This window comes from Hyphomonas sp. GM-8P (genome assembly GCF_003263315.1).
GTDB lineage: Bacteria > Pseudomonadota > Alphaproteobacteria > Caulobacterales > Hyphomonadaceae > Hyphomonas.
On the sequence record NZ_AWFE01000105.1, the window covers coordinates 66,708 to 88,019 of the forward strand.

The following is a 21,312-nucleotide window of genomic DNA, read 5'->3' on the forward strand; positions in this document are numbered from 1 at the left end:
AATCGATATAAGACGGGTCTGATCCTCCGGCATGCGCGTCAGGGTTTCGGTTCATACGCCTTGTGATACGGCCGGCTTTGGCTGGTTGATCGGGCCGGGTGGCACGGACGCTTTCTGGCTGATGGTAATCGAGGCGAGAATGATGATGGCGCCTGCCGCCTGGCCAGGGCTGAGGGATTGGCCGAGACACAACCAGCCGAGGACCACTGCGGAGATGGGACTTAGAAATCCGAGCGTCGAAATCGCCGATGGCGCCATCCGGTCAACGCCCCTGAACCATGCAAAATAGGTCAGGGCAGCGCCGATGATGCTGAGATAAGCGAGTCCGGTCAGATTTTTAGAAGAGAGTTCCGGCAGGCCAGGTTCCAGGATGAGGGCGAGCGGAAGCAGAAGCACTCCGCCTGCCGTCAGCTGCCAGGCTGTAAACGTCAGCAAGGGGACAGGCGGACGCCAGCGCCGGCTGAACACGGTACCGGCTGCCATGGAGGCGGCCGCGCCAAGTCCGGCCGCGATACCGACCGGATCGAGCGATGCCTTTGGCGTCATCAGCAGGAGCGCGACGCCGCCTATGCCGAGCATTGCGGCCAGGAGGGTCATCTGCCGGATGGGGATGGCAAGCGCAATCCGGGAGAGGAGGATAACAATGAGCGCCTGGGTGGCTCCAATGGTCGCGGCAACACCGCCCGGCAGACGATAAGCCGAGACGAAGAGGAGGCTCCAGAAGATGGCAAAATTGAGTGCCCCGAGAATGAAGATGCGACCGATCCAGGCATGGTCAGGCAATTGGCGCACCAGGAGCAGGAGCAGGAGGCCTGCCGGCAGAGCACGCAGCATGGCGATGGTGATAGGAATACCCGGCGGCAGGAACTCTGTGGTCACGATGTAAGTGCTGCCCCAGATGATAGGGGCAAGGCTTGTGATCAAAATATCTCGCGTGGAGGTCATGTATCTTTCCTTCCGGACGGATCGGGGAAATCGGGCGGCGCGCAGGGAGGTGACGACACGCCGCCCGCCTCCGGTCAGCGGCCTGATTTCAGGGGAAACGCGATAGGCCGCATGGGAGAGGCGTCTGCGCCGCGGAGCTTCAGGGAGCCACCGACAAAGGCAAATTCGTAGACCTTGTCCTTTGCGAGATCTTCCAGATAGACAAGCTCCATGATCGGCACGCCCATCTGGGCGAGCAGATAGGTGTGCAGCGGGATGTAATTGTCTTCGCTTTCGGACGGAAAAGCCTCGAAACTCAGATTGTCAGCACCGAGGATCATCGCACCTGCCTCTTCGACCAGGTACTTTGCGGCGTCGAGCCCGAGCCCCGGCGGATTGGCCATATATTGCCCGGCATCCTCATAGACCTGCATGCGGCCCGTCCGGATCAGAACAACGTCGCCCTCCTGGATGTCCGTATTCTGAATACGTAGCGCCATCTCGATATCTGCGCGCGTGACCCGGTAGGCATCGCCAAGCATGGGTACGCCTTTGGCGGTGGCGACATCGATCAGGACGCCTCTCGCCACGATCGGCGGGATGGTTTCGGCGCCGGTCTTCTGCCAGCCGCGATCCCCCAGATACTCATCGGCGGAAAAGCCATTGTAGATCTTTCCGTTGAGTCCGAAGTGATTGAAGGCATCTATATGGGTTCCCGAATGGGTGTACATCGAGATCGCTGATCCGGTGTAGCCGACATGGGCGTTCATTTCGTCGCCGACGTTCATCGGGTCATCGATCACGGTGCCATGCGGCGTATGGGTCATCCAGATCTGGTAGTGAGGATCGCCAGCGGCCTGCCAGCTCGGCATGCCGACGAAATATTCGACGGACAGATCGTAGACCTTGTCGGCTGAAGCCATGGACATTATTTCCTGGCGCGACCGGGACGTCATCATGTTGAGCCTGCCAAGTTCATCATCGGGCCCCCAGGGACTGGTTCCCACATCGCTTTGGGCAAGCGATGGGGTTGCGATACCGGCCCCGATGGCCAGTACTGCAGCAAGGCGTTTCAGCTTCAGGACCTGCATTTCAAACTCCTCTGATCGGCTTGTGATGGCTGGAATTTGGAGTTTTCTGTCTGAGATGATAATTGCCCGTCTTGTCGAAAGACTGTTCATCTGGAGTAGATAATGGATCGGTTTTCTGCCCTTACTGTGTTCCGGCGTGTTGTGGAGCTGGAGAGTTTCAGCGCCGCGGCCGATGACCTCAATTACTCCAAGGCCGCGGTTAGCAAGATCATCAAGGATCTCGAAGCGGGTCTTGGGGCGCAACTGATTGTGCGGACCACCCGGTCGCTTCATCTGACCGATACGGGGCAGGCTTATTTCGAGAAAGTGTCGGATATTCTCGATGCGGTGGCGGCGGCTGATGATGGTGTACGATCGGAATCTGGAAGTCCGCAAGGACGGCTCAAGATCAGCGCGCCCATGTCGTTTGGGTTAGTAACGGTTGCGAAGATGTTGCCGCGTTTTGCAAGGCAGTATCCGGGGATTGAGGTTGATCTCGTCATGAATGACCGACTTGTCGACCTTGTCCAGGACGGGTTCGATCTTGCCATTCGCGGCGGACAGCTTGCAGATTCCAGCCTGAAGGCACGTAAGCTCACCGATATCGAGCGGGTCCTTTGCGCGTCGCCGGACTATCTGGAGGCTGCCGGAACGCCTGAGGATCCTGCCGATCTTGCCGGGCATGCCTCCCTTGCTTTTTCTGTATCTGCAACGCCGGACACCTGGTCTCTGGTTTCCGGGTCCAGGCGCCAATCGGTGACCGTAAATGTTAAGTACCGGGCGAATAATTCCATGGCGATCCGGCAGGCGGCCCTGAAGGGGCTTGGTATCGCGCTGATACCGGTTGCCTATGTCAGGGAAGACCTTGCCGACGGCGGCCTGGTCAATGTTCTTCCTGATTGGCGGGGCGAGCCGCAGGGACTGTTTGCTGTCTATCCGGCGCACCGGGAATCCTCATTAAAGATTCGCCTCCTTGTCGATTTCCTCCGGGATGAGTTTGCAGCCATCTCCTGAGATTGTTCGGTCCGGGTAAAAAGCCTTCTTACGCTCAGGCTCATTATCTGAGGGATCAGGCCACCTAGATTTGTCTCCCGACAATCAGAGGAGGCAGGTATGCCAGTCACGATTTCTATCGCATTTCACTCCGGCTACGGACACACAAGGGCGCTGGCAGACGAAGTCCTGGACGGCGCCGCATCTGTGGACGGTGCCAGCGCACATCTGGTCGATGTGACGTCCATGTCAGATGGGGACTGGGAGCTGCTTGCCCGGTCCGATGCGATCATATTTGGTTCGCCTACTTATATGGGCGCTGTCTCCGGACCTTTTAAAACCTTCATGGACCAGACTTCGAAAATCTGGGCGGAGCGGGGCTGGCAGGATAAGCTCGCGGCCGGGTTCACCGTTTCCAGCTCGCAAGCAGGAGACAAGTTCGCAACGCTCAGTCAGCTGGCAACACTGGCGGCCCAGCATGGCATGTTGTGGGTCAGCCTCGGTCTCCTGCCAGGGAACAATTCTTCCAAGGCTTCAATAGATGACCTGAACCGCATCGGAGGCTCACTCGGTGCAATGGCCCAGGCCAATGCAGACGAAGGCGGAGACGTCGCGCCGCCCCTGGCTGACCGGCGGACAGCAAAGCTGCTCGGCGTTCGTGTGGCAGTGCTTTCGAAAATGTTCCAGCCTGCAGTCACCCTTCAAAGTAGTTCTGTCCTCGAGGAAAGCTAACTGATCCAGAATGCCATGCGGCATTGGCGGAGCGGTTTGGGGCGATAAGCTGTGTCCGGCGCGCAATGGGGTTGCCTCGTCGCAGCAGTTCAAGGTTAGGGGTTAATTTTTACGATTCCGCTTGAGCAGTTCTGACGGCTCGACTTCGAGCGCCGCAGCCAGCTTAGATATTACATCTAAAGTTGCGCTATAAATTTGCCGTTCCAATAAACTCACATACGTTCGGTCTATGTCCGCACGGTGAGCAAGCTCTTCTTGCGACCAGCCTCGGGCGCGACGGACTTTCTTCAAATTCTCGGCAAATATTTTTCGTAGGTTCACCCTTGGATTTTTCGGAGGGTGATGAGTATAATACCACGGAGTATACTCATAAAAAAATATGTGAACGAGACGAGGCGTTCGAAGCTCTTGATATGATCAGAAGAGGGCGCAGGAATTAGATCAGATTGTAACGGTGACCACCGATATACCAATCGAGCCCTGCAATTGTCGGCCACTATTTGATAGTCAGTAATTCGATCGGCTCTACACCGAAAGCGTCGGCAATCCGTTGTACGACATCCAGGGTGGCGCTGTATTGCGCCCGTTCCAATAAACTGACGTAAGTGCGATCGATCTCCGCCAAGCCCGCAAGCTCTTCTTGAGACAAGCAATTTTGCTGCCGCAATCGCTTTAAGTTTGTTGCGAAAATCTCTCGAAGCGTCATGCCGAGAGCTGACAGGGTTGAGTAGTATACAGCTACGGAGTATACTCTGAAAATATCGCTATGATTGCAGTTTTTATTGTGCTTCTCATGATGCTGCAGAAAGGCGATCTTTTTTACCCGCGGCCGTTCAGTCCGACCCGCTTAGAAATGGCGAAGATGATGCAACAGACAATACTATTCAACCAAAGGTTATTGTTCTCGATTTTGGTGCTGCAGCGAACGTTTGAAAAAAACCAAGAAGCAAACAAGCTCAACATTAGGTTGGGGGGCGATGCCTATGACTGAGTATCGGTCCGCCATGGTTTCCAAGGGGTCTTTCCTGTCCGGTTCTACACGTCCATCTGTTTCGGGTATTTCCAACTATGAACGCCTTGGTGAGGACTCCCTCACTGACGTATCTGTGTTCAGTGATTATTCTAACCTCACCCAACTCTACCACCACGACCGCGGAAAGTTGCTTAACTTCTGCCGTGTGCGGATTTCAAATGCCAGTGATGCCGAAGACCTCGTCCAGGAAGCTTTCTTGTCCGTCGGCCGGGCTTATCCTGACAAGGATGGCGAAGAGCTAAGGGCGTTGCTTTTTACAACGCTGCGAAATCTCACGCTTGATTACCTAAAATCCGGCCGTGTGAAGGCGCGGAAGGTGACGTCCGAAATTTCCGACAAGGGCGACACGCTCGCCTGTACGCGAACGGTGACACCGGAGAAGGCGATGATGGACAGGCAAACCCTGCAGCAGGTTAGTGAAATTCTTGAGACAATCGCCCCAAGGCAGAAGCAGGCCTTGCTTCTTAGTCGCCTTGAGCGCCTGACCCATGACGAGATTGCCGGGCGGCTTGGCGTCTCGCCCCGCACGGTCAGAAATGATATTACCGAAGCGCTGGCGGCGATCACCAAGGGCCTTGCCCGGAAAGAGCGCAGCCTCTGAGGCCAGACCGGGTGAGTTGCAAGATGAATGACAGTCAGGATCGCGAAAGCCGGCTGGAGGCGGCGGCCCGCTGGCACACAGCCCTGCAGGATCCGGGCGTCACGCTGGATACACTGGACGCTTTCTCCGCCTGGGAGGCCGATCCCCGGAACGCCGAAGCCTTTCGCGTCATCGAATCCGTTCTGAGCGCTGTCGATCAGAGTCTCGCCGCAAACCGTCCGGACGAGCGTGTACAAGGAAAGCCGGGCAGGGGAAAACATCTGATCGTCTGGTCCATTGCGGCGCTTGCCGGGATCCTCGCCCTTCCGACATTGATCATCATCACGCCGCTGGCAGGCGCAGGACCTCCGTCTGATACCTACCGGACCTCTATTGGCGAACAAAAGCGCATCGATCTTGAAGACGGCTCGGTGATCACGCTGAACACGGCAAGTGTGGCGGAGGTCAGCTATTCGAAGGCGCGGCGCCTGGTGGTCCTGGAGGCGGGCGAAGCCCTGTTCGAAGTCGAGACGGATGGGCGGCCATTCCTGGTCGAGGCCGGCGGTAGCCGCACGATGGCGCTCGGCACACAGTTCAGCGTCCAAAAGGGCGAAGACGAGATCAGTGTCGTCCTTGCCGAGGGATCGGTCTCGGTTTCGCAGCTCGGGCCGCAGCACAAGACTCTTGGTCTCTTTCCGGCCAGACGTAAGGAAAGTGCGCGTACCGTGCTGGCGCCGGGCCAGCGCTTGGTCATGATGCGCGGAGACGTTCCGGCGGTCGAGATCGTGAACACAGCCTCCGCGCTCGCTTGGCAGACAGGCATCCTGCAGTTCGACGATATGCGCCTTGATGAGGTAGTCGAAGAGCTCAACCGGTATTCAGAGACGAAGCTGGTTCTTGGCGATTCCGCGCTTGGCGAAGAACGGATCAGCGGCGGGTTCCCAGCCGGTCAGCAGGAAGCTTTTGCGCGCAATCTCACCTATTTATTGCCTGTCCGGATCGAGCAAACGGGGCAGGAGATCCGCATCCTGCCCGGTGCAGACGCAACAGACCGCTGAGCCTTGTTTCCTGCGCTATGCGCCAAAGCACACACTAATTTTATACGCTATAACGTATATATAAAAATTATACGCTAAGGCGTATATTGACGAATTATGCGCTATGGCGTATAAATGTTCAAAGCATGAGGAACAATGCCAATGTCAGAGCTCGTCAGATCGCCGAAGCAGCTTGGGGTCGCCCTGCGCCGGTCCCGTCGGGCGCAGGCCATGACACAGGCGGACCTCGCCGGCCGGGCCGGGGTGAGGCAAGGCACTGTTTCGCAAATCGAAAACGGACTTGAAACCGTCAAGCTCTCCACGGTCATGGATCTGCTTCGCGCGCTCGATCTGGAGCTGCTTGTCCGGCCGCGCACCAAGGGGGCGCACAGCGAAATTGAGGATCTGTTTTGATGCCGAGGTCGCGCCGAAGCACCAGGCTGACCGTTGCGCTCAACGGGCGCATCGTCGGTATGCTCGAGCGTGCGTCGACTGGCGCAATCGCTTTCGTCTACAACAAGGAATGGCTCGCCGATACCAAACGGGCCATACCTGTATCGATTTCACTGCCTTTGCGCGAAGAGCGCTATAGTGGAGCGGAGGTGTCGGCCTTCTTCGACAACCTTCTGCCCGACAATGACCGGATAAGACGCAAAGTCGCCGAGAGGGTGGGTGCCGGGGGCATGGATGCGTTCAGCCTGCTCAGTCAGATCGGCCGCGACTGCGTCGGTGCCCTGCAGTTTGTTCCGGAAGGTATGGACGTTGCGCCGCCCGGTCCGCCCGAATATTTGCAGCTCAGTGACGCAGACGTTGCCGAGATGATCCGCAATCTGGCCGCAGCGCCACTTGGGATAAGACCGGACGGCGAACGGGAACTACGTATTTCCATCGCGGGTGCACAGGAAAAGACCGCCTTGCTTTGGCAGGACGGTTGGTGCCTGCCAAAGGGGTCAACACCGACAACCCATATCCTGAAGCCCGAACTCGGCAAGCTTCCGAATGGGCTCGACATGACCCTCAGTATAGAGAATGAACATTTTTGCTTGGCCTTGTGTCGCGAACTGGGGCTCGATGTCGCAGAAAGTCGGATCGTGGATGTTGATGGTGTTCGTGTCCTCGCCGTTGAGCGCTTTGATCGGTTGAGGGCAGGTGACGGCCGGTTGCTTAGAATTCCTCAGGAGGACTTCTGTCAGGCACTCTCAGTACCGTCGGTACGAAAGTACAACAATGACGGCGGACCAGGCATCAGGGAGTGCCTGGGCCTGCTGTCCGGCAGCGACTATGCCGAGGAAGACAGGCTCTCCTTCCTGAAAGCCCAGATTGTGTTCTGGCTTATTGGTGCCACCGATGGCCACGCCAAGAATTTCAGCCTCTTTCTGACGCCTGGTGGGCGTTACCGAATGACACCGCTCTATGACATCATGTCCCTGCAACCGAACTATGCAGCCAAACAGCTCAGACGGAAAGAATTCCGCCTCGCCATGGCTGTAGGGGATAGTCGGGACTATTTGGTCGAAAAAATTCTGCCCGGTCATTTCCTGCAGGAAGCCAAGTCTGCAGGAATGGACCAGAATCAGGTGAGAGACCTTTTCGGCGATCTTGCCAATTCGGCGGAAGGTGCGTTTGAGCGGGCAACCACAAATATGCCTGATGGTTTTCCGCAGCATATCGCTGAACCAATTGGTGCTGGGCTGCGGAAACGTTCAGCCAGGATGTCCATCTGAGCTGATGTCGGCGATCTGTTTCGTATTAGGAAGTATGCTGATGTTCTGCTGGGGAAGCAGGTGTCCCCGGCTGACCAATCATCCACACGCCTGTAAACGACGCCAGGCATGCGCATGTGTAACCCTCAGGACGTCCTGAAGCTCGGCCATCAGTTCATGTCCAGCCGGGCAGGTGATCAGGTTCAATATAATTTCTGCCAGCTCCGGAGAGTCGTTCGTTGAGGATGCAGGCGGTGCGGATTGGGCCGCGCGCCTTGCCATCCCGTTCCTCAGGGGGAGAACGACTTTGACTTTACACAATACGAAATATCGGCTCCTGGCAGGAGCAGCGCTGTCGGGCATCACCATGTCGATCACGTCGATGCCTGCGCTTGCTGAACAGGCTTCGATTGAGCAGGCTGAAAAGATTGAGATTCCGGCGTCGTCTCTGGACGTGGCTTTGCAGGCTTATTCAGCCCAAACCGGAACGCCTTTGCTGTTCAGCCAGGCTGTCATTTCTGGTCATCGGTCGCCTGGTCTTTCCGGCACTTATTCGCCACAGACTGCCTTGGACCTGCTGTTGGCCGGGACGGATCTGGAAGCGGTTCGCGGCGAAGGAAATGCTTTCCTGATCCGGAAAAAGGGAGCTGACTCTGAATCATCCCGTCCCGTACCGATGCAACCTGTAAAGCCTGACGTGATCCCGGACACGCTTCAGGAGCCGGACAAAAAGGCCTCATCCGACGACCTCGTCGCGGACAAGGTCGTCGTTACTGGTACGAGCCTGCGTGGATTCGCTCCAGAGAGCTCACCGCTTTTTGTCTATGGACGCGAGGAGATCCTGGGATCCGGAGCAGCCTCGACAGAAGAATTCATTCGCCAGCTGCCGCAGAATTTCGGAGGCGGGTCGACAGAGTTTGCCCCATACGGAATACCCGGCGACGACAGTTCAAAGTTCAACAACACATTCGGCTCTGGTGCCAATCTGCGCGGGCTGGGCTCCGGGGCGACGCTGACGCTGGTCAATGGCCGCCGGCTGGCACCGACTTCCTCGATCGGCGATTTTGTCGACCTGTCCATGATCCCGATTTCCGCCCTGGAGCGGGTCGATGTTCTGGGGGACGGGGCTTCTTCCATCTATGGCGGCGATGCCGTGGCAGGTGTGATGAATTTTGTGCTGCGTGATGATTATGATGGCGCTGAAACCGCTCTGCAGTATGGAAGCGTAACCAGCGGTGACATGAAACAATACCGGGCCAGCCAGACCTTGGGAAAAAGCTGGACCGGCGGGAATATTCTCGCAGCTTATGAATATTACCACCGAGACAATCTGACCCTTGCCGACCGGCCTCAGATCCCGCGCCAGACACTGAGCAATGGGGAGGAGATTACGGTCAATAATCTCTTTGACCTCCTGCCGGAGCAGGATCGTCACAGCCTGATCCTGTCGGGCAAGCAATCCCTGACCTCCAGTCTCGAGCTGTCCGGATCCGGACTCTATTCCAAACGTTCAAGCCGGGCTTATTCCTTCCTGGGGCGTTCGACCGTTTCAGTCGCCATGAGTGATGCAGAGTCAGAATTGATCGCCCTCAGCGGCGGAGGTGACTACGAGTTTGCCTCAGGCTGGGCGGCCTCTCTGGATCTGACCTATAGCCGGGTCCGTAACAATGACTATGGCAAGACACTGATCCCGGTGCAGATCAATCCGGCACGGAGCAACACGGATTCCAATCTTGCCTCTGCAGATCTCGTATTGACCGGTGACCTCTTCGCTTTGCCGGGCGGGAAGGTGAAGGCAGCGATCGGAGGTCATTTGCGGCAGGAAGATTTCGAGAATTCGAACTCGGACACCGGGCTTGACCGGAAGGCTGACCGGGATGTACGGGCGCTTTATGCCGAAGTCCAGGTGCCGTTTGTCGGTGCTGGTAATGCCCGGCCCGGGATTGAACGTCTCGAGCTCAACCTGTCGGGCCGGTTGGATGATTATTCTGACTTCGGAACAACATCCAATCCGAAAATTGGTTTGCTCTGGTCTCCGGCAGACGGGCTGAACCTTCGCGGAACTTACAGTACGAGCTTTTCCCCGCCAGCGCTTGGCCGGACCGGGGATCTCGGACGGCTCGGGATTGTGTATCCGATGTCTTATATCATGAGCGCGCTCGGCAATCTCACACCTCCAGATCCGGCGCTCGCAGATATGGATTATCTCCGGGCGGTGGGAACCGCTGGTGATCTCGATCCGGAGACATCCCGGACCTACACATTTGGGGTAGATTACGAAGGCGGAGGAGAGGATCAGTCCTGGTCGGCAAGTCTCAATTACTATGACATCGCGTTTGAAGGCCGGCTGGGATCAACACCGATGCCCCTCAACCAGTCTCCGCTTCTGGCGCCGTTCATCGAGGGAGAAAACCCCGGCATTCTCCCGCCTGGAACCGTGATCTTCTTTCCGACGCCGGAAGAGGTCGCGGCATTGGCGGCGACGTTCAGCCAGCCGGTTCTCTTCTGGCCTGGGCTCGACAGTCTCGACAATATCGGTGTCATCAACAATGCTGCCGTCGTCCGCAATCTCGCCTCGACTGAGACAAGCGGCCTGGACCTCCAGTTGGGCTATGAGACCGAGACCCGGTTCGGCCAGGTGAGCGGCGGGATATCGGCAAACTACATTCTCGATTTTACCCAGCAGGCAACGGATGTGACCGCGCCTGTTGAGACACTCAACACGCTGCGCAATCCAGTGGATCTGCAGCTGCAATCCCGCCTCGGCCTCACACGCGGCGGGTTTTCCGGAACCGTACGGGTCAATTACCTCGACGATTATCGTACGGACGGAACGGACACGGCCGACAAGATCGGTTCGTGGACCACGGTCGACCTCTCCCTGGCTTACGATTTCGGAGCAGAGACTGAGGGCCTCCTGAAAGGGACCCGCCTGTCCTTGTCAGTGCGTAACGCATTTGACGAGGTTCCTCCGGCAGTCCCGGTGAGTGGCAGCTTGCGAACGACGGGCTATGACCAGGCGAATGCCTCCCCTTTGATGCGGTTCGTGTCCCTCGAGTTCCGCAAGGCATTCTGACCTTTCTTTTGTCCCGGGGCCGCACGCACGGCCCCGGGACCACTTCATTGGTCTTCCAGAGGCATTCCAGCCGGATGATGATGCAGAAAATGATGCGAGACACTCTTTTGCGCGTGTTCGTGTTCGCGCATGTCTGCCTGGCCTTTCCGATGTGCGCTCCGGTTCAGGCTGAAGGACGCCTCCTGACGTTGGATGACGTGTTGAAGATGGAAGGTATCGGTCATGCTGTTTTTGACCCTTCCGGTCGCTGGCTGATCTATGAACGTCAACGTCCGTATGAGAATAATACCGACTTCAGTTATGGCCTTTATGCGGCTGGCCGGATCGGCCATGAACTCTGGAAGTATGATCTGGAGGCTGGAGGTACGCCGATGCGCCTTCCAGGTGTCGATCCGGAGCGTGATACAAGGCTGGTAACTGTCTCTCCGGACGGCCGATATATTTCGGTCCTTCAGTATAAGCGTGGTCATGTCGCGTTTGGCATCTTTGATACCGAAGAAAATCGTCTGGTTCAGTTTGAACGCGCGCCCGTGGATAGCCGGACCGGTGGACAGGATCCGGTCTGGATTTCGGAAGGCAGGCTGGTCTTTGCCGCTTTGCCGGAAGGGGAACAGAACCGGTCGATGAGCGTGCGGGCTGACACAGGGCGGAAACTGTCGGAATCCTGGCGCGCAGCCTGGTCCGGCAAGACCGTCACCGCGCGGGAGGCCAGGAATTATGCAAACGGCCATGTCGAAGCCGCCGGGCGAGGCTGCCTCATGCTCGCCGATGGAACATCCGGAGTCGAAACCTGTCTCTCTGAGGGACGGTATACAGATCTTCGCCATTCGCCGGATGGCCGGTCGCTTGCCGCACTTCAGGTCTGGAAAAAGCGGATGGATGGATCCCGCTCGCTGCTCGAAGACGGGCCAGATATTTTCAGGCTGGTTCTCTTCAACGCAGAAGACTGGACCCGTCGTCCTGCGGCGCTGGACTTGTCGGTTATGCCATACACGCTTGAATGGTCTCCGGACGGCCAATCCCTGGCGCTGTTCGGCTGGGAAGAAGGGCAGTCGCCGCGGGAAGGCGGCTTTTACCTCGTCGATGCGGAAAGCGGCAAGGCGCAGCGTCTCTTGCAGAAAGGACTGGATCTTGTCTCCGAGCGGGAGCGCGGCTGGGCCCAGCGGCCTGAACGGGCTGTCTTTGCCGGTGATCGATTGGTGGTCTATGCCCGCGCTGCCTCCGACCCTGCTTCAGCTGGCAGTTTTATCTATCGTGACCCTGGAGAAGCCGGGCTGTCACGTGCCGACTGGTATGCGCTTTCCTTTCATGCTCCGCCTGAAAACCTGACAGCCGGCTTGAGGCAGGTTTCCGGTATCCCGATTGTTTCGGGTGAGGGAGGCGCGCAAATCCTGTCGGGGAATGGGCTCTACCGGATGGAGGCGTCAGGTGAAATGACCCTTTTGTCAGATGAGCTGGAAGGCCCGGTCCGTCAGGTCCGGCAAGGAACGGCCCTCACGCGATCAGGTGTCATCCGTCCGGAATTGCAACAGGATCTGATGCTTGCGTCGGGGCGTGGCGCGTCACAGCGCTTTGACGTGCAAAGTCCTGCAGTTCAGCAAGCATACAGGGACCTGACCTTTCTGCCGGCAGATGAGACAGCCGTTCCGGTCGCTGCTTCGGCACAAGCTGGTGCGATCCTCTACCGTACCGGACAATCGGGAAAGACGCGCCTGCTGATCGCCAGTCTGATGGACGGTGTCCGGGAGATCGACCGGATCAATCCTCACCTTGCCGGAATGGCTCGGGTTCATTGGGAGAAAGTTGCTTATGGGGTGGGCACCGGTGCAGAACACCAGACGCTGGAGAGCTGTATCCTGCTGCCGCCAGACTACCAGACCGGCCATCGCGTTCCATTGATCGTCGAAGTTTATCCGGGCGCTCCGAGCCTGTGTGGGGACACAGATCCAGCCCAATCGGGCATGGATGTCTATTCGCCCTATCTCTGGGCTGCAGAAGGCATTGCATATGCACGTCTCGCCCTGCCGACAGAGCTGATCCGAACTCAAGAAGGACCGATCGCCGGCATGCCGGATCTGGTCGAGGCGGGCGTGAATGCGCTCGTAGAGCAGGGCTATGCCGATCCGGACCAGGTGGTGCTTTACGGGCTAAGCCAGGGCGGCATATCTGCGCTCTACGTGGCGGCAAAGACCGATCTGTTCGCTGGGGTCATCGCACAGAACAGCTGGAGCGATCTCGTCAGTCATTATTTTGGTCCGGCAGGCATATTTGCCGACTTCTCTGTAGACGGACTGGGCGCGCAGTTCACGCGATATGAGAGCCTGGCAGGCAGCGCCTTCGGCCTGGGTCAAACACCGTTTGACGATCCCGAAATCTATTACCGCAACAGTCCGGTCCTGCTAGCATCGGATATTACATGTCCTGTCATGCTTGTTCATTCGGACATGGACGCATTTGACGACAGTCAGTTTGACGAAATGTATGGAGCGCTTGCGAGGCAGGGTAAGGATGTCCGCTATGTCCTCTATCGCGGGGAGGGACATGTCCTGTCCTCACCTGCCAACATCCGGGACATGTGGCAGCGCAAGCTGGAATTCCTGGGCCATGTAGCGGCGAGCGGTCCTGCGCATTGAGCAAGACAGATCACATTGTTCAGGTGTGAAATAAAGCGCAGCTCTGCTGGCGCGCCCATGTCCGGAGCCAGCATTCCATTCCATAATAGAAAAGCATCATGACGCCTGAGGATTCGGTCATGAAAGTATCGCGCGCAGCATAGGCTTCAATGTCCATGTCGGTGAGGAGACTGAGTGAGACCAGTTCGCCGTTTTTTAGTGTATCGATAATCTGGTCCCGGAACCGGGAGACACGCGCCACATAAAACCGGCTGGCGCTGCCCTTTGCGGTACGCAAGCGAACAGGCTCGGGTATGAGGCCTTTGAAGGCAAGACGTGCCAGACCGCGATTGGCTCCGTTTGTACTGAGGGTCCAGGCTGGCAGCCGCAGGCAGAGCTCGATCAATGGCTGCGAGATAAGCGGGTGCAGGGTTTCTCTTTGTCCGGTCGAGGCCAGATTCTGGCGAAGCTGGATCATGTGCAGGAGTGCGCAGACCTGCGAAAATTTTGCCGGTGGCAAACCTTTTGCCTCCCGGGTCCAGACGGGCGAGCGCGCTGCAATATCTTCCGGCGCGCTTGCCAACTGGTTCAGCCGGTTCTGGCGTTTGCTTATGGTTTCCAGATAGGGCGACAAGGCGCCCTTTTGCCGGATCAGACGGCCGGTGTCCGCCATAACCTTCCAGACGGAGTGGCCGGATAGTCGTGCGGCATCGAGCAGGCGCTGGCCCGTATCAGGACCTGGGCCATGCTGAAGAAGATAATCTGCGAACATGGCTGCGTCAGGGGCGTCGCGGAACAGATGATCTCCGCCCTGACCGGTAAAACGTACACCTCCCTGGAGCTGCAGATGTTCGGGCAGCAAAGCGGCAAGGTCCGGTGACGTAAATTGCCGGAATGGCCGGACCGTCGGGGGGTGATGTTCAGGTAATTGGTCAAGCCCTTCACCGGGTTCAATCAGAATGTCTTCCAATGGACAGCCGCACAATTGGGCTGTCTGCCTGGCATAGCTGAGCTCCGGCGGATCTTCTGAGCCCAGACAGAAATGGATGGCATGAACCGGCGCCTTCAGCGACCCATCCGCCAGCGCCGCCAGGACGATGGAAGAGTCGAGGCCACCTGAGAGGCTGACCGCAATGTTCCTGTTGGTATGCCCCCAGGACTGTACTGTTCTGCAGACGGTTGACCGGAGTTGCGCGGCTGCCCGGTCCACGGAAAGTGGCAATGTGTCCGAAGCGATGTCGCGCGGATCCCAGATCAGATCCTTGTGGATGTGATCATTATCAAAGTGGAGCCTTTCGCCGCCCAGAAGCTCGTGAACTTCATTCAGGCCGGTTTCACCCGTCAGGATCTTGTCATAGGCGAAGAGGTCCGCGATGAAGCGCCGATTGACCGTAAAACCGGACAGGCCAAGCCACGGGCAGAGTTCCAGATTGGAAAAGACAAAACAGGCGCCATTCCTGAATGTGTAATAGCAGGGAAGGCTGGCAGACGGATCCGTCAGGACCGAGAATCCGGTCTCATGCCTGAAAATCCCGACAAAATTCCCCCAATAATCCTCAAGGAGTGTCCTGCCGGTCGATTGGATGAGCCGATCCTGCTCAGCAGGGGAAAAGAAATTCACCTGGTTATCGTGTGTGCCCTGATCGGATTTCCGGAAAAGGGTTCCATATATCAGGCCATCTGCCCATTGGGCGCCCGCAGAGACAACTAGCTGTTTCGTGTGTGTCGTCTGTGTTCCAAGGTCTGAAAAGCAGAACCCTGTCGAGACAGGCATAGGCCGGCCTGGAGGCTTGTTTGACCGGCGACATGCGATGACGTCTTCGGCAGTCTTGCTGGCGATCGGATCATCCGGATTCCACAGGGCGGCGAAATAGGCGCGCATCGCCATCAGACCGCCATGATCGGAGTGAACTCGCGAACAGTGAGCGTTTCATCCGTCAGGAGCAAGCCGTTAAATTCCAGCCAGCAATGTGCAGAAAAAGGGGAAAGCCGTACACCGAAGACCCAATCGGCACACAAGCCGGCCGCGCTCAGATAATGGAGCAGCGCGAGGCTTGTGTATCGGCATGCATCCCGGGTGGAGAACACGAAAGGCGCAAAAGTATGAAATTCGCGCGCGAGATCTGCAACGACGTCGGAAGTGTCGAGACTGACTGCTTTTAACTTGGATTTCCAGCCTCTCGCTCTGGTAATCTGATCCTGGAAGGCACCGCTATGGCAAGCGGCGGATGCTGCCTGCATGGAGCATAGCATGGCGGGAACCCGGCTCGCCCTGAACCGCCATTCGGTCTGGTCGAAGTCGAAAAGGGAGCGATCCGGAGCAGGCCATTGGAACAAATCGATCCGGTCAGATTCTGTGAATGACGCCTGCAGGATGCCCTGCTTTCCAAGAAAGTTGCCAAAAGAGAGTGCCTCAACGCCCGGAGCAAGGTCCGGGGACAGTTGACAAAATTCCTGAAACAAGACGGCTTGCGCTTCGGTCAGGCAAGCGTAGCGGTCTCTGCAAAGATCCAGGAAAACATATGTGCCTCCGGTGTGACAGCAATGAATATCCGGTGCCAGGCGGAAGGACCTGCAAGACGTGTTTGTCCTGGAGTCCGGAGACAGGTGTTGGGATGAAGCGGATGCGCAGCCAGAAGGCGATAGAAAATCCGTCATCAGGAAGCTCCGGTTACGGAACGCTGGCGAATCCTGCACCGAGCAAGAGACGCCAGCTGGAGGAACGTTCCGAGCCGACCCTTGTCAGGGCCGGGTCAGATCAGGGCTGAACCTTGGACAACCCTTCTTCGATTTCGACACCCTGGCCGTAAAAGCCTCTGGTTTCCTCAGAAACCGCACCGAGTTCGATCATCTCGAACACGTCTTCATTGGATGTCTTCTGGTCATCATGGGGCATGATGGATCTCCTTTCTTGGGTTATTGCCGTCGAAACAACGGCAGGTAGAAAATGAACCCTCAATAAAGTGGAGTCAACGCGCTGTAACCTTAAAAAGAGTCCATAAAATATAATAAAAACAAACGCCTATCGCTCACGCTGCGGGGCGTGACTGGCAAAGGCTGGCAGAGCGCACCTTAGTCAGGTATCGCGCTCCTGATTTCAGACCCATAGGTTCTGCGGAGAGCTGCTAGCCGACCGGAGAGGGCATGATTAAGTCTGGGGATATCTCGGTCGCAGATTGTGTGGGGGGCCTGTTTCATCAGGCTGGTCGCCTTGTCAGGTCGACCTTCACGCAGAAGTCTGAGTGATCGCATGGCGGCGTAGAATGTCCGTGTGTACGGATTAGTCATGTGGAGGGCAGGGGATGAGAGAACCGAGGAAAAATCCTTATCCGGTTTGCGCCAGTCGCGTCCGTAGGTTTCGCAAAGCAGCCTATCCGGGTTATCAGGAATGTTCCAGCTGGCTCCCTGCCAGATTTTTCTGGAAACCCCGAATCCTGAAAACCGCCACTGTATCTCGCCGGGATGATCGCTAAACCCGCAGAGTCTGTAAGGCCCCTCCGCCTCATACAAGAAGAGGTCGACCGCAACTGTTCCAAGTGTCAGGCCGACATAACGATCGCCCGCCCGGGCGGATCGGGCCAGCTGGATTGATGGATGTGCTCGCAGGATTGCCGTGATGTCGGGGCGGGCATAACGGTCGCAGAGAATTCCGATATCTGCATCCCGGTCATGGGGCAAAGGTGCGCCGTTCCGGACAAAGCCCAGCAGTGTGCCGCCGGTCAGGAAGCCCGTCAGTCCCGCAGCGTTCAACAAGGTCATAACGTGCTGAACCGACTGAGCGGCTTTCGCAGGGTGGAAGGTGTTTCGGCGCACAGATGGTGCAGCGTGCCAGGCAGGACACCCGGCAAGAGCTGCGTCGGCAAAGAAAGCGGCGTCTTCATAGAATCCGTCGGTGTAAAGAGCGCGGGCAAGATTTTCGCTGGCTTGTCCTTTGGAATTGAAATCTTCAAACCGATCGGTGGCAAAGCGGACTGCATCTGCTGAGCGACCTGCACAGATCAGCGCTTTCGTGCAGTGCCTCAACAGGCTGGAATTGGCCTGGCGGCGCTTGCATATTGCCAAAAGAGCGCTGGCAGTATGCTGAATAGAGGCGAGCCGTTCTTCCTCCCGCGTAGTGATGTCGGCGATGGAATTCCAGCTTCGCCATGCTGTTGGGTCATGGCGAGTGCTTGTGAAAAAAGCCTCGATGGCTTGTTGACGCTCACCGAGCGCGGCTAGGCACAGACCCCGTATATGATGCGCATGCGGATTGTGAGGTTGGTGTGACAGAATGAAATCGCATTCCGGCAACGCCGCCGAAGAATTGCCGGATCGGTAGAGGGCTACGGCAAGCATGAATTTCGCTTGCAGGTCATCTGACCGTGTATCGGTGACCTTTCGGAGGATTGACGCTGCGGCTTCGGGGAGCCCTTCCGTCATCATGCGCCGGGCCGCCTCAATTTTCATGTTTCGGGAGTCGGCGGTATTCGGTCGCGCGTGCCGGTGGTTTGCGCCGTCCATCTGTTTCTCCCGTGACGTCACAAGGCATGTCAAAACCGGGAGAACGCGGGCAAACCCGGCGTTCCCGGAGAATTGAAGTATAAGGAAAAATGACGTAAAAGGCGAATCCAAAAACAACCAAAAGGAGAAATTTTGTTCTGAGACCGATCTGGGCGGGCCGGATGAATGCTTGTTGTCGGATTCTACCCGGTCTTGCGGTCAGGCAGGTGGCAATTCAGGCGCGGGAATGCGAGTTTTTCTCTCTTACGGGGCGCAAAAAACAACCAAAAGGTTATATTGGTGTGCTACCCAGATTAGGCATTGTGCGATCCCGTCATTGAGATAGATTTCCGGGTCTGACGAGAAAAAGGCATCCTGAATGCGCGATTATGATGGCTCCGCGGTGCTTGACGCAATCCGGTCTGTACAATCCATGCAGACGGTCGAGGGCACAATTTCTGTATTGTCCGGATTTATTGAACACTATGGGTTTGAGCGGATATTTCTCGGACAATTGGTGAACCCGGCAAACGTTCCGCTCAAGGAAATCCTGTATGTCTCTGACTGGCCGGATGAATTGAAGGAACACCGTCGGAACCAGATGGCGATCCTGCATGATCCGATCGCGATCTGTGCTTTACGCTCAAAGCGGCCATTCTCCTGGGCCGAAGCCCGTGATCATGCCTCCCGGGCGGGCCGGATGGTTGTGGATATGGTCCACGATTATGGCATTACCGATGGCATGATGTTCCCGATGCACGCCCTGCACAGCGTGTCGGGCGGTGTCTCCCTTGGCGGCTCCAACAAGTTGGATCTTTCAGCCACTCAGGTGAAGGAACTCGAGATTGTCTGCCAGACAGTCTATTATCATCTGGAAGATCTGCTCGGGCCGTTTCCCTACCAGAAGGTCGCCCAGCTCACACGCCGTGAAACCGAATGCGTTCAGTTTGCTGCGGCCGGCAAGTCCAACTGGGAAATCGCACAGATTTTAGGCATTCAGGAAGACACGGTGAAGAAGACTTTGCGCCGGGCCGGTGACAAGCTCGAAACCGTGAACCGGGCGCATCTGGTTGCTTCGGCAATCGCAAAGAACCAGATTTTTCCCTGATCAAGTCCCCGAAAGGGGACATTCCCAATCTCTCCATTCAGCCCAGACTGTCTCCTGGCTTCAGGAGATTGTTGGCATGTTCAGGATCATCACACCCGAAAAGCGTGAAGCGAACCGCGATCTCCTCGATGAGATGTATCGGATGCGCTACCGGATCGTCGTCGATGAATGGGGGTGGGATATTCCCGGGATTTCACCCGGATACGACAAGGACCAGTTTGACACCGATAGCACAGTCTATGTGATCGTGCAGGATGATCATGGACAGGTGGTGGCAACGTCCCGGATCAACCCAACCGTGACGCCGCATATGCTGAGCGAATTGTTCGCTGATTATTGTGACCTGCAGCCTTTTCCGGTTGGCGCTGACGTCTGGGAGTGCTCCCGCTTTGTTACGGACAGATCGCTTATGCCGGACCCGGTCGAGGATTTCCGCTTCCGATGCCGGCTGGGAATTGGCCTGACAGTTTTCTGCATCGACAAGAGAATTTCCCGTCTGAGCTGGCTCACGCATCAGAAATTCTACAACCTCGTCCAGCGCGTTTGGGCCACAGAGCCGCTGGGCTTGCCAAGACGGGAAGGGGATGATTGGGCCTGGATCCCGGCTGTTTCAAAAATTGATCAGGAAACACTCGATCGGCAATTGGACAGGTTTCGCAATGCTGAGGACATTGTTGCGCAATATATGTCCCCGAAGCGTCGGGCATCTGCAGGGAGGGTCGGATGAGCAACCAGGCCAGTTCTATCTCACCCGATCAGCGTTCAGCGTTCGAACGGGACGGCGTAATCTGCTTACGGAATGTCCTTACTCCAAAAGAAATCCGTCACCTTCAGAATGCTGTCGCACGACAGATTTCTGGCCTGAGGACGTCTCCGACAGGATATGACTTCGAGGCGCTGGCAAGCCAGGTCTGGGACCCGGAAGGGCAAGTCGATACCGGCGCAGCAGAACGTTTCGACATGGCCGTGATGAAGGAAATGGTGTGGGAAGATCTGTCCGCCAGACCCCTACAGGAAGAGGGGCTGTCCGAAGGACAAGGCATGTTTTTCTATGATGTGGCGGCCTGGAAATCTGATCGAGGCGTCCGCGAGGTTGCTTTTGATTCACGGCTGCCTGAACTGGTCAGTGATCTGCTTGGGGCCCGCTACCTGAATTTCTGGGAGGATACGACGTTTGTCAAAGCCCCTCATACTCGCCAGAAAACGGCATTTCATCAGGACCTTGCCTATTTCCAGATCGATGGGGAGCAATGCGTCATTGTCTGGATCGCTCTGGATCCGGTGACGCAGGAAAGCGGCGCGATGCAATATGTTCGCGGCTCGCACAAATGGGGTGAAACCTACGCGCCGAACGTATTCATTTCGCAGACACCGTTTCGCTCCTCTCCGGAAAAGCGGTGTCCGGATATTGAAGCGGAGCCGGACAAATATGACATCGTGTCTTTTGATGTTGCGCCAGGTGATGTGATTATTCATCACGTCAAGACAGTGCATGGTTCTGGCGGCAACCGGTCCGATAATTGGCGCAGGGCTGTGTCATTTCGTTATTGCGGAGATGAAGTGCGCTATCTGGACCGTCAGGGCGCAATCCAGCAAGTTGGCGTGACCCACGAACTCAATGATGGCGACAGGCTTTTCTCGGAAGACTATCCTGTTGTCTGGCCAAAGCCCTGGCCGTCACTTTCCTTGTCGGATGTGTATGACCTGCTCGGCCCGGCTGTTCCGTCTTCAGGCATGCTTGATCTTTCGGATGCTGCTTAAAGCTTCCCGATCGGTAAGGATTTTCCTCGTCGAGAGCTTTGTCCTTCACGATCCTCCCGATCGGGAAGAACAGATATGATTACAACAGCCGAAGAATTCGGGAACATGGTAGCGGACGCGCGCAAAACGCTGGGAAGAACCCAGCGTGAGCTCGAACGCGCGATCAGTTCAGGAGCCGCTTCACTGTTGATCTTTACCCGGCAA

At 56.9% G+C, this 21,312-nt stretch carries 20 protein-coding genes; 12 read left to right on the forward strand and 8 right to left on the reverse strand.

Translation table 11 applies throughout. From position 1 onward, the window contains the following. Positions 1–51: 51 nt before the first annotated feature. Together HY26_RS15670 and HY26_RS15675 are read right to left on the reverse strand one after the other, a co-directional pair. Positions 52–945, reverse strand: a complete 894-nt coding sequence (locus HY26_RS15670) for an EamA family transporter (RefSeq protein ID WP_112074058.1) — start codon at positions 943–945, stop codon at positions 52–54. A gap of 74 nt (positions 946–1,019) precedes the next feature. Continuing rightward, on the reverse strand, positions 1,020–2,015 hold the full coding sequence (locus HY26_RS15675) for a cyclase family protein (protein WP_112074059.1): 996 nt from the start codon (positions 2,013–2,015) through the stop codon (positions 1,020–1,022). A 102-nt stretch (positions 2,016–2,117) separates the two neighbouring features. Between HY26_RS15675 and HY26_RS15680 the strand changes: the two genes are divergently transcribed. Both HY26_RS15680 and HY26_RS15685 read left to right on the forward strand, forming a co-directional pair. Next, positions 2,118–3,008: a LysR family transcriptional regulator gene (locus HY26_RS15680; RefSeq protein WP_112074060.1), complete on the forward strand. Its 891-nt coding sequence runs from the start codon at positions 2,118–2,120 to the stop codon at positions 3,006–3,008. A 99-nt stretch (positions 3,009–3,107) separates the two neighbouring features. Next, positions 3,108–3,719 (forward strand): flavodoxin family protein, encoded by a 612-nt coding sequence (locus HY26_RS15685; RefSeq protein ID WP_112074061.1) that lies wholly within the window; start codon positions 3,108–3,110, stop codon positions 3,717–3,719. Positions 3,720–3,821: 102 nt separating this feature from the next. Here HY26_RS15685 and HY26_RS15690 read toward each other — a convergent pair whose 3' ends face one another. Beyond that, a complete protein-coding gene (locus tag HY26_RS15690) occupies positions 3,822–4,040 on the reverse strand; it encodes a helix-turn-helix domain-containing protein (RefSeq protein WP_112074062.1) in 219 nt (72 codons plus the stop codon). Between the two features lie 175 nt (positions 4,041–4,215). After that, positions 4,216–4,425, reverse strand: coding sequence for a helix-turn-helix domain-containing protein (locus HY26_RS15695; protein ID WP_112074063.1), 210 nt, complete (start codon positions 4,423–4,425; stop codon positions 4,216–4,218). A gap of 60 nt (positions 4,426–4,485) precedes the next feature. Here HY26_RS15695 and HY26_RS19065 point away from each other — a divergent pair, with 60 nt between their 5' ends. The 7 genes from HY26_RS19065 to HY26_RS15730 all read left to right on the forward strand — a co-directional run bounded on the left by HY26_RS19065 (position 4,486) and on the right by HY26_RS15730 (position 13,781). Continuing rightward, positions 4,486–4,710 carry a hypothetical protein gene (locus tag HY26_RS19065; RefSeq protein WP_112074064.1) on the forward strand — a complete coding sequence of 75 codons (225 nt, stop codon included), beginning with the start codon at positions 4,486–4,488 and terminating at the stop codon, positions 4,708–4,710. Next, a complete protein-coding gene (locus HY26_RS15705; RefSeq protein WP_158531530.1) occupies positions 4,703–5,353 on the forward strand; it encodes an RNA polymerase sigma factor in 651 nt (216 codons plus the stop codon). The genes HY26_RS19065 and HY26_RS15705 overlap by 8 nt, the downstream gene beginning before the upstream one ends. A 23-nt stretch (positions 5,354–5,376) precedes the next feature. Next, entirely contained in the window at positions 5,377–6,390 is a 1,014-nt protein-coding gene (locus tag HY26_RS15710) for a FecR family protein (protein ID WP_112074066.1), read from the forward strand. 141 nt (positions 6,391–6,531) lie between these two features. After that, positions 6,532–6,783: a helix-turn-helix domain-containing protein gene (locus HY26_RS15715; protein ID WP_112074067.1), complete on the forward strand. Its 252-nt coding sequence runs from the start codon at positions 6,532–6,534 to the stop codon at positions 6,781–6,783. Further along, positions 6,783–8,093, forward strand: coding sequence for a type II toxin-antitoxin system HipA family toxin (locus HY26_RS15720; RefSeq protein ID WP_112074068.1), 1,311 nt, complete (start codon positions 6,783–6,785; stop codon positions 8,091–8,093). The genes HY26_RS15715 and HY26_RS15720 overlap by 1 nt, the downstream gene beginning before the upstream one ends. Positions 8,094–8,379: 286 nt before the next feature. Then, the gene (locus HY26_RS15725) at positions 8,380–11,148 is read left to right on the forward strand and encodes a TonB-dependent receptor (protein WP_146740260.1); all 2,769 of its coding nucleotides are present in this window, start codon (positions 8,380–8,382) and stop codon (positions 11,146–11,148) included. A gap of 89 nt (positions 11,149–11,237) precedes the next feature. Then, a complete protein-coding gene (locus HY26_RS15730; RefSeq protein ID WP_158531531.1) occupies positions 11,238–13,781 on the forward strand; it encodes a prolyl oligopeptidase family serine peptidase in 2,544 nt (847 codons plus the stop codon). Positions 13,782–13,800: 19 nt separating this feature from the next. Here the strand turns inward: HY26_RS15730 and HY26_RS15735 are convergent, their stop codons facing one another. The 4 genes from HY26_RS15735 to HY26_RS15745 all read right to left on the reverse strand — a co-directional run bounded on the left by HY26_RS15735 (position 13,801) and on the right by HY26_RS15745 (position 18,206). Beyond that, positions 13,801–15,381: an asparagine synthase C-terminal domain-containing protein gene (locus HY26_RS15735; RefSeq protein WP_158531532.1), complete on the reverse strand. Its 1,581-nt coding sequence runs from the start codon at positions 15,379–15,381 to the stop codon at positions 13,801–13,803. 266 nt (positions 15,382–15,647) lie between these two features. After that, entirely contained in the window at positions 15,648–16,418 is a 771-nt protein-coding gene (locus HY26_RS15740) for a lasso peptide biosynthesis B2 protein (RefSeq protein WP_112074072.1), read from the reverse strand. A 100-nt stretch (positions 16,419–16,518) separates the two neighbouring features. Continuing rightward, a complete protein-coding gene (locus HY26_RS19070) occupies positions 16,519–16,656 on the reverse strand; it encodes a hypothetical protein (RefSeq protein WP_158531533.1) in 138 nt (45 codons plus the stop codon). Between the two features lie 176 nt (positions 16,657–16,832). Continuing rightward, positions 16,833–18,206, reverse strand: coding sequence for a LicD family protein (locus tag HY26_RS15745; protein ID WP_158531534.1), 1,374 nt, complete (start codon positions 18,204–18,206; stop codon positions 16,833–16,835). A gap of 412 nt (positions 18,207–18,618) precedes the next feature. Between HY26_RS15745 and HY26_RS15750 the strand changes: the two genes are divergently transcribed. The 3 genes from HY26_RS15750 to HY26_RS15760 all read left to right on the forward strand — a co-directional run bounded on the left by HY26_RS15750 (position 18,619) and on the right by HY26_RS15760 (position 21,108). Beyond that, positions 18,619–19,347, forward strand: coding sequence for a LuxR family transcriptional regulator (locus tag HY26_RS15750; RefSeq protein ID WP_112074074.1), 729 nt, complete (start codon positions 18,619–18,621; stop codon positions 19,345–19,347). A gap of 76 nt (positions 19,348–19,423) precedes the next feature. Then, positions 19,424–20,074, forward strand: coding sequence for an acyl-homoserine-lactone synthase (locus tag HY26_RS15755; RefSeq protein WP_112074075.1), 651 nt, complete (start codon positions 19,424–19,426; stop codon positions 20,072–20,074). After that, positions 20,071–21,108, forward strand: coding sequence for a phytanoyl-CoA dioxygenase family protein (locus tag HY26_RS15760; protein WP_112074076.1), 1,038 nt, complete (start codon positions 20,071–20,073; stop codon positions 21,106–21,108). The genes HY26_RS15755 and HY26_RS15760 overlap by 4 nt, the downstream gene beginning before the upstream one ends. The last annotated feature ends 204 nt before the right edge of the window (positions 21,109–21,312 follow it).

What these genes read in the sequence shown, in the direction of transcription:
- HY26_RS15670 (WP_112074058.1), bottom strand. Translation starts at nt 945, where the DNA reads ATGACCTCCACGCGAGATATTTTGATCACAAGCCTTGCCCCTATCATC.
- HY26_RS15675 (WP_112074059.1), bottom strand. Translation starts at nt 2,015, where the DNA reads ATGCAGGTCCTGAAGCTGAAACGCCTTGCTGCAGTACTGGCCATCGGG.
- HY26_RS15680 (WP_112074060.1), top strand. Translation starts at nt 2,118, where the DNA reads ATGGATCGGTTTTCTGCCCTTACTGTGTTCCGGCGTGTTGTGGAGCTG.
- HY26_RS15685 (WP_112074061.1), top strand. Translation starts at nt 3,108, where the DNA reads ATGCCAGTCACGATTTCTATCGCATTTCACTCCGGCTACGGACACACA.
- HY26_RS15695 (WP_112074063.1), bottom strand. Translation starts at nt 4,425, where the DNA reads ATGACGCTTCGAGAGATTTTCGCAACAAACTTAAAGCGATTGCGGCAG.
- HY26_RS19065 (WP_112074064.1), top strand. Translation starts at nt 4,486, where the DNA reads ATGATTGCAGTTTTTATTGTGCTTCTCATGATGCTGCAGAAAGGCGAT.
- HY26_RS15705 (WP_158531530.1), top strand. Translation starts at nt 4,703, where the DNA reads ATGACTGAGTATCGGTCCGCCATGGTTTCCAAGGGGTCTTTCCTGTCC.
- HY26_RS15710 (WP_112074066.1), top strand. Translation starts at nt 5,377, where the DNA reads ATGAATGACAGTCAGGATCGCGAAAGCCGGCTGGAGGCGGCGGCCCGC.
- HY26_RS15715 (WP_112074067.1), top strand. Translation starts at nt 6,532, where the DNA reads ATGTCAGAGCTCGTCAGATCGCCGAAGCAGCTTGGGGTCGCCCTGCGC.
- HY26_RS15720 (WP_112074068.1), top strand. Translation starts at nt 6,783, where the DNA reads ATGCCGAGGTCGCGCCGAAGCACCAGGCTGACCGTTGCGCTCAACGGG.
- HY26_RS15730 (WP_158531531.1), top strand. Translation starts at nt 11,238, where the DNA reads ATGATGCGAGACACTCTTTTGCGCGTGTTCGTGTTCGCGCATGTCTGC.
- HY26_RS15740 (WP_112074072.1), bottom strand. Translation starts at nt 16,418, where the DNA reads ATGACGGATTTTCTATCGCCTTCTGGCTGCGCATCCGCTTCATCCCAA.
- HY26_RS19070 (WP_158531533.1), bottom strand. Translation starts at nt 16,656, where the DNA reads ATGCCCCATGATGACCAGAAGACATCCAATGAAGACGTGTTCGAGATG.
- HY26_RS15745 (WP_158531534.1), bottom strand. Translation starts at nt 18,206, where the DNA reads ATGAAAATTGAGGCGGCCCGGCGCATGATGACGGAAGGGCTCCCCGAA.
- HY26_RS15750 (WP_112074074.1), top strand. Translation starts at nt 18,619, where the DNA reads ATGCGCGATTATGATGGCTCCGCGGTGCTTGACGCAATCCGGTCTGTA.
- HY26_RS15755 (WP_112074075.1), top strand. Translation starts at nt 19,424, where the DNA reads ATGTTCAGGATCATCACACCCGAAAAGCGTGAAGCGAACCGCGATCTC.
- HY26_RS15760 (WP_112074076.1), top strand. Translation starts at nt 20,071, where the DNA reads ATGAGCAACCAGGCCAGTTCTATCTCACCCGATCAGCGTTCAGCGTTC.